The sequence below is a fragment of the Bacillus sp. AFS059628 genome (assembly GCF_002571225.1).
In the GTDB taxonomy this organism is placed as follows: domain Bacteria; phylum Bacillota; class Bacilli; order Bacillales; family Bacillaceae_G; genus Bacillus_A.
On record NZ_NVEC01000065.1, the window covers coordinates 14,300 to 26,254 of the forward strand.

Annotated in this window: 10 protein-coding genes; 4 read left to right on the plus strand and 6 right to left on the minus strand. The window is 37.8% G+C overall.

The window, feature by feature from the left end:
• Positions 1-17: 17 nt before the first annotated feature.
• The gene (locus COL05_RS21885; RefSeq protein WP_098670130.1) at positions 18-1,253 is read left to right on the plus strand and encodes a TcaA 3rd/4th domain-containing protein; all 1,236 of its coding nucleotides are present in this window, start codon (positions 18-20) and stop codon (positions 1,251-1,253) included.
• Between the two features lie 43 nt (positions 1,254-1,296).
• On the opposite strand, the gene COL05_RS21890 is transcribed toward COL05_RS21885, so the two are convergent.
• Positions 1,297-1,728 carry a hypothetical protein gene (locus COL05_RS21890; RefSeq protein ID WP_048526746.1) on the minus strand — a complete coding sequence of 144 codons (432 nt, stop codon included), beginning with the start codon at positions 1,726-1,728 and terminating at the stop codon, positions 1,297-1,299.
• A gap of 199 nt (positions 1,729-1,927) precedes the next feature.
• On the opposite strand from COL05_RS21890, the gene COL05_RS21900 reads away from it, so the two are divergent.
• From COL05_RS21900 to COL05_RS21910, 3 genes are all read left to right on the plus strand, one after another.
• Positions 1,928-3,262, plus strand: a complete 1,335-nt coding sequence (locus tag COL05_RS21900; protein WP_098670131.1) for an FAD-dependent oxidoreductase — start codon at positions 1,928-1,930, stop codon at positions 3,260-3,262.
• Between the two features lie 101 nt (positions 3,263-3,363).
• Entirely contained in the window at positions 3,364-3,852 is a 489-nt protein-coding gene (locus tag COL05_RS21905) for a GNAT family N-acetyltransferase (protein ID WP_098670132.1), read from the plus strand.
• 146 nt (positions 3,853-3,998) lie between these two features.
• Complete coding sequence (locus COL05_RS21910) at positions 3,999-4,409, plus strand: DUF3908 family protein (RefSeq protein ID WP_001978354.1); 411 nt, start codon at positions 3,999-4,001, stop codon at positions 4,407-4,409.
• A 30-nt stretch (positions 4,410-4,439) separates the two neighbouring features.
• Here the strand turns inward: COL05_RS21910 and COL05_RS21915 are convergent, their stop codons facing one another.
• From COL05_RS21915 to odhB, 5 genes are all read right to left on the minus strand, one after another.
• Positions 4,440-5,030: a class I SAM-dependent methyltransferase gene (locus COL05_RS21915; RefSeq protein WP_098670133.1), complete on the minus strand. Its 591-nt coding sequence runs from the start codon at positions 5,028-5,030 to the stop codon at positions 4,440-4,442.
• Positions 5,031-5,122: 92 nt separating this feature from the next.
• Positions 5,123-6,664: a SagB family peptide dehydrogenase gene (locus tag COL05_RS21920; RefSeq protein ID WP_098670134.1), complete on the minus strand. Its 1,542-nt coding sequence runs from the start codon at positions 6,662-6,664 to the stop codon at positions 5,123-5,125.
• A 16-nt stretch (positions 6,665-6,680) separates the two neighbouring features.
• Positions 6,681-8,630 carry a TOMM precursor leader peptide-binding protein gene (locus COL05_RS21925; RefSeq protein WP_098670135.1) on the minus strand — a complete coding sequence of 650 codons (1,950 nt, stop codon included), beginning with the start codon at positions 8,628-8,630 and terminating at the stop codon, positions 6,681-6,683.
• A complete protein-coding gene (locus COL05_RS21930) occupies positions 8,627-10,546 on the minus strand; it encodes a putative thiazole-containing bacteriocin maturation protein (RefSeq protein ID WP_098670136.1) in 1,920 nt (639 codons plus the stop codon). The genes COL05_RS21925 and COL05_RS21930 overlap by 4 nt, the downstream gene beginning before the upstream one ends.
• Positions 10,547-10,671: 125 nt before the next feature.
• Complete coding sequence (gene odhB, locus COL05_RS21935; protein ID WP_048526754.1) at positions 10,672-11,931, minus strand: 2-oxoglutarate dehydrogenase complex dihydrolipoyllysine-residue succinyltransferase; 1,260 nt, start codon at positions 11,929-11,931, stop codon at positions 10,672-10,674.
• Positions 11,932-11,955: the final 24 nt, after the last annotated feature.

Consider the following 11,955-nt stretch of genomic DNA (forward strand, 5'->3'; position numbering starts at 1 on the left):
AAAAGGTGGTTGAATGGATGAATGTATGTACAAAGTGTGGGACTCAGCTTGAAGACGGTGTGCAATTTTGTCAAAGCTGCGGTCAGAAGAGGGAACGTCTTGTCGTAAAGAAGAAAATGAGCGGCGGTACAAAAGTTGGCATTACACTTTTAACATTACTTGCAGTAGTAATTGTTGGACTGTATTTGTACGGATTATCGTACTATAAGCAGTCGGCACAAGTAGATCGGATCATTACTATTGTACAAGAGCGGGACGGGGAGAAGTTAGCTGAAATCGTCACGGCAGATGATCCATCAGTTATTGTAACGAAAGAGAGTCTAATGCCACTATTTTCGTATATAAAAGAAAATCCATCTTATGTGAATCAATTGAAAGAACAGTTAAGGATAGGTGAAAAACAAGGGAACGGAATCGAAAGAGCAGACTTTACGTTAACGAAAGACGGAAAGTATTTCTTTTTATTTGATCGGTATAAATTAAAAGCAAAGACGTATTATACGACATTGCTTTCAAATGAAAAAGGTACGTCTTTAAAAATGAACGGAAAAGAAATAGATAAAACAGATGACAAAAAGTTTGAGAAGCAATATGGACCGTTTCTTCCAGGGGCTCAAGTGTTTCAAGCAGAATATAAAAATGATTATGTGAAACTATCACGTGAAGAAAAGGTTGTACTTATGAAACAAGATCAAAATAACGTAACGATAGATTTAACGTTGAAAGGACAATATATTACGGTTCAAACGAACGCGCCTGGTGCAACATTGTATGTGAATCAAAAGCCAGTTACAGCGCTGGCTGGAGAAGAAATTATGTGGGGACCGGTAGCAACTGATGGAAGTACGACGATTTATTTAGAACGAAATGGAGAAAATGGAAGGGAAACGACGAAGGTAGAAACGGTAACGCTACTATCGTCTTATAATCTTCCATTCCAAAAGAAAAGTACAGAAAAAACAGTTGTTTACAATGTTACTCCGCCGTCTACCACTCCGTATGTATATAATGGTTTCATTTTTCCAGATAGTGATATTCGAAAACTAACGAGTACGGACTTAGCATATTTATCGAAAGAACAATTGAAAATAGCGAGAAACGAAATATACGCAAGACATGGACATATGTTTCAAACGAAAGATATGCAAGCTTATTTTTTAAAACAGTCTTGGTATAGGGAAAATCCATATTTTACAGGGAAACTGACAGATATTGAAACTTATAATGTTGAACTCATCAAATCAAGAGAATAAACACGTGAAAAAGGTACAGTGCATAACTGTACCTTTTCTATGGTTATTTATCTGAACCAGGATCCCTTGAGAAAAAGATGTGAAAGAGAAATGTGACTTTACTTGATCCTCCTGATGTACTAGCTTGTATATGGGATAAAGGACCAGACGTTAGAGCTGCCTCGGAATGGGGTGGTACGACTATTTTGAGTGCATGATCTGAATCTGGTGAAGCAGTAACAGTTATTGTATCATCAGAAAAGTTCAAAATTTTAACAGAACCGACTGGAAAGATGGACTTGCCAGCATGTGATGCTGAAGCGAATTGGGTAGCTTTCCAAATATCTTGCGCAAACGTATCATCGTTAGATAACCAAGCACGAGCGCTGTATATTGTTGCATTAATGGAAAATTCTTGGTCAAGTGAGAGGGCGGGTTTCGGTTCTTTTGGTTCTTGCGGTTCATCTGGAAGCTGGGCGAGAAGGCCGGCGCACATGTATGTTTCACCTACTTTCAATAGTAACTGTTATAGCATATTAAACATGTTGTTTATAAGACACGACGGCTACCTATTCAGGCATAGGTTTGTGCACCAAATTTGAAGATGAAATCCTCTTTCTTTACAATAGAAGTAGGTGTTATTTCTGTAAAATATGGAAAACGTAAAGAGTATGTAGAAAAGAAGGAGTGGTAAAGTGAACTATGTCATTATTGGCGGAGATGCAGCTGGTATGAGTGCAGCGATGCAAATTGTAAGAAACGATGAAAATGCAACTGTTGTAACGTTAGAAAAAGGTGAAATTTATTCGTACGCGCAGTGTGGGTTACCATATGTCATTAGTGGTGCTATCGCTTCTACGGAAAAATTAATTGCGCGTAATGTAAAGACGTTTCGTGATAAATATGGAATTGATGCGAAAGTACGACATGAAGTAACGAAAGTAGATACGAAAAAGAAAATGGTGTACGCAGAGCATACGAAGACGAAAGATCTTTTTGAATTTCCGTACGATCGATTATTAATTGCGACTGGAGTGCGTCCTGTTATGCCAGAATGGGAAGGACGAGATTTGCAAGGTGTTCATCTTTTAAAAACAATTCCTGATGCTGAGCGCATATTAAAAACGTTAGAAACAAATAAAGTTGAAGATGTAACGATTATTGGCGGCGGTGCAATTGGACTGGAGATGGCAGAAACATTCGTCGAACTTGGTAAGAAAGTAAGAATGATTGAGCGAAATGATCATATCGGTACAATTTATGATGCGGATATGGCTGAATATATACATAAAGAAGCAGATAAACATCATATTGAAATTTTAACGAATGAAAATGTAAAAGCGTTTAAAGGAAACGAAAGAGTAGAACAAATTGAAACAGATAAAGGAACATATAAAGCAGATCTTGTTTTAGTATCGGTTGGAGTGAAGCCGAATACTGATTTTCTTGAAGGAACAAATATACGTACAAATCATAAAGGGGCAATTGAAGTAAATGCATATATGCAAACGAATGTGCAGGACGTATATGCAGCTGGTGATTGTGCAACACATTACCACGTTATAAAGGAAATTCATGATCATATCCCGCTCGGAACGACTGCAAATAAACAAGGCCGACTTGCTGGACTGAATATGCTTAATAAACGAAGAGCCTTTAAAGGTACGTTAGGTACAGGTATTATTAAATTTATGGATTTGACGCTTGCAAGAACAGGTTTAAATGAAAAAGAAGCAAAAGGACTACATATTCCGTATAAAACAGTTAAAGTAGATTCTACAAATATGGCTGGTTATTATCCAAATGCGAAACCACTTTATTTGAAATTACTATATCGTTCTGACACGAAACAATTATTAGGCGGACAAGTAATTGGAGAAGAAGGTGTAGATAAACGGATTGATGTGATTGCAATGGCACTTTTCAATAAAATGAGCATTCACGATTTAGAAGATGTCGACTTAAGTTACGCACCACCATATAACAGCGTTTGGGATCCAATTCAGCAAGCGGCAAGGCGAGCAGAATAGCACTTTTTAAGTGCTATTTTTTTCGTTAAAGGGGAATCATTATTTTTGGCGAATGAAGAGGATTGGGAAATAGTTACATATAGGGAAGGGGATCATTAAAAATGGGTGTAACACTTCAAACAGTTCAAGAATCAGAAAAAGAAATATTACGTAATTTGTATGCACTATATCTTCATGACCTCTCTACATTCACTCCTAATATAAAGATTGGAGCAAATGGGTTTTTTGAATACGAAGATTTGCATATGTTTTGGGAAAATGAAGGAATTACCCCGTATTTTATTAAAAATGATAATGATATTGTAGGATTTTTATTATTACTGGAACGTCCATTCTTGAAAAAAGAAAATGACTTTGGTATAAATGACATTTTCATATTGAATCAGTACAAAGGAAAAGGAATCGGTAAACAAGTTATTGAGAATGTATTAAAAGAGAAACGAGGACAGTATTTCGTTATCGAACTTGTGAAAAATGTACCAGCTGTTTCTTTTTGGAAGAAAGTATATAGGGAACTAAACATCGAATTTGATGAGAAAAAACAGTTAATCGATGATGAAGAATGTCTCGTTCAAACGTTTAAAATATAATGAAATGGATTCTTTTAGTATATTACTTTGAAATTTAACTTTATTTTGAATATATCTTTCACCCTTGAAAACATAGTATGTATCGCTTATATTGTCATATAGTATTTATTTTAAAATAAAGCAATGAACGAACCAGGGGGCGCAGTATGGCAATTAATATGAAAACAATCGAAGAATGGATTGCTGAATCAAACACAAGACATGAAGAAGACTTTGGACACGTTATTGAAGAGATGAAAGAAGTATGCGTCGGACTTGATAATGCGACATTAATTTATACGAAAAATGTATTTTGTTTCGGTAAGAAAGTAGAAGTATTGTTCTTCTTCCAAGACCATGTCGTGATTGGACAAGAAAAAGAAGAGTATATTGAGATTGAAAAATTAAAGTACGATGCGATTACACATAGTAACTTAAAAACAAATGATAAAAATACAACGCTAGAATTAAAGTTTGCTAACGGACAATCTATCAATTTAGATAGTTTAAATGATAACTACGGTACGAAAAACTGGTTATTTGCGAGACAAATTAAGAGTATTTTTAAGCTAATCTAAGTAAAAAGCAGACCTTAAAAGGTCTGCTTTTTACTTGTTTCCTATTACACAAAGGCATCCTCTTTCTTCGTAGCATTTCACGCTTGTAAAACCTGTTTTATAAAATAGGTTTATTAATTCTTCAGTCGTTTTATATTTCTCCATATGATATTGAATTTTGAAAGTTTCAGCGACTAATAAAAAGGATCCGTTCGGTTGTAGGACGCGAAATACTTCTTTTATATCTTGTTCCACATCAGGCCAGAAGTAGTGTGTTTGAAAAGCGGTAACGAGATCGAAGAAGTTTGTAGGATAGGGAATAGAAGAAATGCTTGCTTGTTGAACAATGACTTTTTGTTTTTGAACATCCTTTATATTCGTCTGTATAGAATTTTTTACAGCTTGATTGGAGTAATCAATCCCGTATATTTTCCCAAGTGGAGTTCGTTTTGAAAGAGTGTGTATCGTTTTACCGCCGCCACAACCGATATCTAATATGATGGCATCTTTCTTTATATGTACTTTCTGTAGTGCCCAATTGGTTAGTCTCGTATGTGCACTGTTCATAATACAAAGCATGGAAGAACCAATTGTCCCACGAGGATTTTTTGCTTGCTGGATTAATCGTTGTAAAATGCTCAAGTTAAACTCTCCTTTTATGTAAGAATATATACTCATTTCGCTTTTTATAAATTAAGTCCTTTAAAAAAAGCACGCCGTACACCGGCGTGCTTCTAATTACGCAAATCCCCTTTTAACCAATTCCGCGCCCGATAAGCTCCAACAGGAATTTGAATAAGAGACGTTTCATTCCCAGTATCTATCCCGTACAACTGATCACATGAATTTGTATCAAAACTAAGTAAAGGATGCCCAGCCATTCCCATTGCGGTCGCTGCGAAAACGAGTTTATGAACGAGTATGCCAGCTTCCATTTGGTGAATACGATATCCTCTATAGCCTAATGTATGTGTATAGTAATCTTTCTTTCCAACTACATGTAGGCAAAGCGGTACTTGAAAAAGGTTTACATTATCCATCGTCATACTAGATTGAAGGGGATAACGAAGGTCTCCGTATCGAAGTGGCTGTATGGAATGCGTTTTACTGTTATAAGTGTAAGCACCGTTTTCTATATCTTTTACGTTATAAAAACACCCATATAAGGAGACGCGTGCATTTTCATTTACATACTTACCATCAAGGTCGTTGTAATAAGGGAAGGAGAGGCTCGCTTCTTGTAGTAAAGTAGCGAGCTCGGCTGCCTCCCATTTCGTTAAAGCAAAGTCAGCATCGGGTGAATACCGTTGTTTACAAAGTTGTAAAAAATCGTATGATAATCGCTCTACTTTCGGTAGTTGTACAGCGTGTGCATGATGTTGATAGTGCTCTTCATGATGTAGTGTTTGGAAGTGCGCTGTCGATTCGATCATAGAAGCTTCATTTATTTTTGTTACCATCGGATATTCATTTACATGTTTTGAGCGAACGAAATGTTTATGTGCTAACGGCGGAATTTGCTGTAACAACTCATGAGAAGTAACGTTTTTATTTTCACGGTAATCATTGTGAAACCAATTCGTTTGTGGTTCTGTACTTAAAGGAACGACAGCATACACGCTTTCTTCGCCTTCTGACAGTCCGAGTAAATGATTGATTGCCCGGTCTAGAAACTGAAAGTATACGCCATTTGTGTAACCGAATTGTTTGGCACATTCAAGTAATTGTCCGATGAGAACACCACTATCTAATCCTTGAAGTCGATAGGAAAAGTTATTGTATTTAAAGTAGTTTTTCCAAAACATAGTGGATACGAATGCAGCGCCAAAACAAGACTGTATGTTACAACGATTGCCAAGTGCTTCTGTAATATAAGAATCGAAATTTCCTTCGCGAAGTAAAATAAGTCGGTGGTGCGCAGCGTCGTAATGGTAAATACCGTCTGGGTAATCGTCAATCTTTAAATATATATACAATTCATTTGGATATAAAGCGCCGCCTGAAGGGATAGATCTTCGGAATAAAATTTTCTCGCTATTTAGCTGACATAACTGTGTTAAACCAAATGAGGTCCAAAGGTAATGATCAATCTCCTTCAAAGTAGGTGTAGTAGAAGAGTTAGGTAAAGATAATGGGATTTCTAAAGAGAGTGGAATGATAGGTACATTTCGATATAGTTTATAAGGAAGCGGTGCATCTTCCCAGTCCACTTCCTGATTCGGCATAATTTCATCGATAGAAAAATGGAGATGATGTAAAAAAGTATCCAGCTGCATAAAATCCCCTCCTTTACTATGGAAACGGATGCGGATGTGGATTTAATTGTTCATTCGTTAAAGGTTCATTTGTATACCCAAGTGTCATCGGCACGGTATACACTCTATCCAGTCCTGTAACCCGAGTGAGATGGTGGCCGAACGTCATCGGTAGCATGCCTGGGATAATGACTTTTACACAATGTAATCCGTTTTTTTCTATAAGAGGTACTGTTTGATTTACAACGATTACGTCAAGTCCAGATTGCTGCAGGCGGTTTAAAAGTTGATGCAGATCGGATGTTAAATCTAGATTAACTGATTGTAATGTATTCATTTCTTGGAACGATTGCACCGGTGCATCGTCACGTAAAAGGAAGTGAAGGCGTTCTTCCGCTTCTTTCAATCCGTACAGCATACTATGGTCTTCCATTTTATTTACGAGATAAGGGTCTTGTAAGCAATTTTCGTAGTGCTCTCTTTTTTGTTCGAGTTCATCGTCTGTTATAAGTAACATACCTGCTATTTCGTGAATGGCACTCTTTAAAGCGCGGATTGGGTCCAAATGAGAGCCTCCAGCACAAACAACGTTCATTCCATTTTCACGCGTATTTTTCGCGATTACCCATAAGCTTGGGATGCCGTGTTCCATCGTTGCGTTAAAAGCATACAATTCATAACCGGTAATCGTGTACAGCCGCTGAATCATTAATTGTAATTCCGTATCATTTGCTGAACTAAGATCAAGGCGGGGAAGAGGTAATTCGGCATACCAAGTGAGCAAGAAGGCGTCACGCTCTACAATTTCTAAAATACCGTGAAAAATCGCTTCTTCTAAACTACCACCAATGGCACATCCATTTGATGTTTCGTATACGTAAGCATCTCGATGACCGAGGCTATAATAAGCGATTGATTCAGGAACTAAAATTGGCTGGTTTTGTAGTAAAGAGTATCCCCATACCCAGTTTTGTTCATAGTCAGGATCAAACGGTTTAAACGGAAAACTATCACGATTATAATGTTCATTTGTATGTACACCGAGCGAGAGGGGATTTAGTGCATAATCCTCTAAATCATGAAAGCTACCATGCACATTCGTCTTTTTTCCTCGAGGTGACATACCACAATATCTTTCTAAACCTTCTAAAATAGCAGTCGCTTCACTCATTGCAAATGAATGAGTTCGGCCTGCAACACCTTCATTTCCAAACAGTAATGGCATGTTTATAATAACGTCAGCAAACGGTAATAAAGAATGTTGCATTTTTCCGTTCAACATACCGACTCGGTAATCTAAATAATCTCTCGTTAAAAATGTGTTTAGTTCATGAATGGAGCGACAGCGATAAGTTGCATCACTTGTTTTTAAGCTCGGTTGTAACGAGATCACTGCTGCATCTGCCGTGTCATCAGGTAAATTGCTACATACGGGGCAGAGCGGATCTGGAAGAAAAGAATGCCGTGTACATTGCAGTGTTTGTAAGTTTAGTAAAATGAGTTCATTTTCTAAAGAAGAATGCTCATGAGCTAATATCTTCTCTGTTTCTGCGCAAATAAGATGGCACATTTGTAACATCCCATTTTGAGTGGCACGTACATCACGCCTCGTTACGTTATCTTCTTTTACCGCGTATTTTCGTTGTAGCTCCCACATTTCTTTTTGATCAAAGCCAGCGATAAACCGGCGTCCATCAGAACAATGAGAACAGCCAGTTGCAGAGGGATGAATGTAAGGACCGATAATACCTTCACCAAATGAAGTAAACCCGCGTAGCCACGGAATATGATTTGACCGAAAAATAAGCTCAGCATCATGATGAATAGCAGAAGGAGAGCCATCATGTAAGACGAGAGCGAGTGTAATGTTTTCAGGGAGTTCATCTGTAAGGTTATGTTGGCGAATGATAGAATATTGATGGCATAGTTGATCATGTACATAGTTTGCCAGAAGGCCATCTCCTATAAGCAATATATTTTGAGTCATAGACTATCCTCCTTTGCAATTAATACTCCGTACACACCATCCAAGTTTTCTTTCAAAAATGGTTCAATAGCTAAATCAAACACGAATGGATAAAAATTATGTTCTTCTAAATGTTGCAAGGCAAGCTGTACAGATTGCGTGCTTGGAATTTCTTCTTCCGCTTGTATTTCTAACCTAAAAGAATCCGTGTCATATAAAATAATAGAGGATTCCGGCAAGATAGTAGCTCTGTATGGAGTCTCTTCATTTTGAATGTGAAGAAGGGATAGTTGTAGTGCGTTTCGTAACGCTAACGTTGTATTAATATTAGATGCGCCGTACCATCGATCATGTATACCGACCCAAACGACTGGAAAGCTGAGAATTTCTTCACTTACTGCTATTTTAGGTGTTTCATGAATTGTAGCGAGAGAATCGTAATAAAATCTACAATGTTTATCATGAATTTCGGTTAAGTCGACTGTCGTAATTTCTTCTAGTATATGTGACTGCCGCTCATACAATTTATTATTTAAATGTTGTTGTAGTGCCCGGTATACACCTTCTGTCATCGTTTCCCCGGCGCCAATACCGATATCGTTATGCTCAGGGATAAGGCGGTGCATAATTTCTGCTACATAGGTTTCAATTCCTGCTAAACCAGCTTCTCTGCGCGCTTCATTATGAGTCAAACCACCACAAGTCATAAGAGGCAGGAGGGAAGCAGGACCATCTGATAGTGGAGTAGCTACTTGAATATGGCATTGTGATAACGGTAATTGATATAAATCTTCTTCATCCCATACGTGGAATATACCAGCTTCTTTAGAAGTTAATGAATCGAAAAAACGGAATAAATCAGTTGAGGTATGTTGGTTGGACCGATGCTCAAGTTGTGCAGAAAGATTTTCTATCGTATCAATTGTAAAACTTTCATCAGTTGCGAGAGGATGTTTTATAAAAGGATGCCATGTTCCTTCGAGTGTTTCATAGTTTAATAAAAAGAATTGTGGATTCTTTTCTCGATGTGAATCACCAGCAATATGTTTAAATAATTCAAAAACGATTATATTTGCTAACATTGCAGATGTAACTGGTGAAAAGGATGCTGATGAGTGTTCATTTTGTAAAGTCGTTTCATGTAGCCGATGCCATGCGGACTCCCAGCATTCTTCACGATTAGCTGTTACGACAGGACCAGCTATACCAAGTGTTGATAAACAGACGGCTGGTATAAAATTCTTTCCTATTTCTCTACAAATTGTATGAATTGCTCTTAGGCCTTCAATATCCCCATTTTGAGAAACGTACAAAATCCAGTCGAAAGGCTCGAACACTTCATGCAGAGGTCGATCAATTGTCGTATCTATTTCTTGAACAAGTACAGTATCATCTACTTCATGGGCAAGTTCTACTAGCTCATGAATGCGGTCGTAATTTGTTTCCGCATAATCTGTCACAAGGTAATGAAAGGTAGGTAATCCGGATTCTAATAAAGAAGAAACTAAGGAAGTAAGCATATTACCACAACCAATTATAAGGACATTTGCTGTGCGGTACGTTTCGAATTTTAGAGCACCTGAATGAGAATCTGCTTCTAAAAATTCAATTTGCGAAGCATATCTATCAAGTAATGCGCTGTTTAATTCATGAGGTGCATCTTGACTTACATCACGGACAAATCCATTTGTATATAAAATCTCTCCAATTTCAAGTACACGATTTTGATAGGGAAGAGGGAGACCATCCGTTATTTCTGCTAAAGAATAATTACCGTCAAACATCGGCATTAATTTTTCAATCCAGTTATAAATTCCGTCACCGTCCATACGAAATGAACTGGCGTTATTTCGAAAATAGACACCCCCGTTTGAGTCGGGGAGGAAGAAGGTATCCTTATTTGCTTTCAATTTTGCATGAATTGGAAGGTTACTCATTTGAATCCTCCTTACGTTATAGGCATACATTATTAGCTTATGTCATGCGATTTGTCCCGTATGAACGCAATAAAAAAAAGACTGTAGAATGATTATTCTACAGCCTGTAATAGATTATTAATCTATCAACCTTCTAATAATAATGATTTTGGATCTTCAAGCATATCTTTAACAGCAACAAGGAAGCTAACTGCTTCTTTACCATCAACGATACGGTGATCGTAAGATAAAGCGATGTACATCATTGGACGGTTTTCCATACGTTCTGCATCAATAGCAACAGGACGTACTTGGATTTTGTGCATTCCTAAAATACCAACTTGTGGGCTGTTTAGGATCGGTGTTGACATTAGAGAACCGAACACACCACCGTTTGTAATTGTGAATGTACCACCTTGTAGTTCTTTTAATGAAAGTTTGTTGTCACGTGCTTTTTTACCTAATTCACGAATTTCGCTTTCGATTTCAGCGAAGTTTAATTGGTTCGCATCGCGTACAACTGGAACAACTAATCCATCTGGAGCTGCTACTGCAATACCGATATCATAGAATTTTTTAATGATAAGCTCGTCGCCTTGAATTTCAGCATTTAATAATGGGAATTGTTTTAATGCTGCAACAACTGCTTTTGTGAAGAATGACATGAAACCAAGACGTACATCATGTTTTTTCTCGAAAGCGTCTTTACGCTCTTTACGTAATTCCATGATTGCAGTCATATCAACTTCGTTAAATGTTGTTAACATTGCAGATGTTTGTTGAACTTCTACAAGGCGTTTTGCAATTGTTTGACGGCGGCGGGACATTTTCACGCGCTCAACTGGTTTTTCAAATTCAGTTTTTGCAACTGGAGCAGGAGCTGGACTTTTTGGAGCAGCTGGTGCTTCTTTTGGTGCTGCAGCATGAGCTTGTACATCGTGTGGTCTCACACGTCCAAGTGGATCTGTGCTACGTACGTCATTTAAGTCGATTCCTAATTCACGAGCCATTTTTCTAGCAGCTGGTGATGCGATAGGACGGTTCGTATTTGGTAACCCTTGTAGAGTTGCAGTTTGCTCAGCATTTGGTGCCGCAGCTTTCGGTGCTTCAGCCGTTTCTTGTTTTGGTTGCTCAGCCACTGGTGCAGGTGTACTTACTGCAACTGGTGCTCCGTTTGCATCTAAAATTGCGATAGTTGCGCCAACTTCAACTGTATCCCCAGGTTCGCCTAGTAACTTCGATACAATACCTGAATCTTCTGCAATGATTTCTACATTGACTTTATCAGTTTCAAGCTCAACAACGCTTCCACCTTTCTCAACTTTGTCACCTACGTTGATAAGCCATTGTGAGATAGTTCCTTCAGTAATAGATTCTGCAAGCTCAGGTACTTTAATTTCGATCATTTTAAATGTCCTCCCCTTATTTGC

Coding starts and splice junctions, on each gene's coding strand:
- COL05_RS21905 (WP_098670132.1), top strand. CDS start 3,364: ATGGGTGTAACACTTCAAACAGTTCAAGAATCAGAAAAAGAAATATTA.
- odhB (WP_048526754.1), bottom strand. CDS start 11,931: ATGATCGAAATTAAAGTACCTGAGCTTGCAGAATCTATTACTGAAGGA.
- COL05_RS21930 (WP_098670136.1), bottom strand. CDS start 10,546: ATGAGTAACCTTCCAATTCATGCAAAATTGAAAGCAAATAAGGATACC.
- COL05_RS21910 (WP_001978354.1), top strand. CDS start 3,999: ATGGCAATTAATATGAAAACAATCGAAGAATGGATTGCTGAATCAAAC.
- COL05_RS21885 (WP_098670130.1), top strand. CDS start 18: ATGAATGTATGTACAAAGTGTGGGACTCAGCTTGAAGACGGTGTGCAA.
- COL05_RS21920 (WP_098670134.1), bottom strand. CDS start 6,664: ATGCAGCTGGATACTTTTTTACATCATCTCCATTTTTCTATCGATGAA.
- COL05_RS21925 (WP_098670135.1), bottom strand. CDS start 8,630: ATGACTCAAAATATATTGCTTATAGGAGATGGCCTTCTGGCAAACTAT.
- COL05_RS21890 (WP_048526746.1), bottom strand. CDS start 1,728: ATGTGCGCCGGCCTTCTCGCCCAGCTTCCAGATGAACCGCAAGAACCA.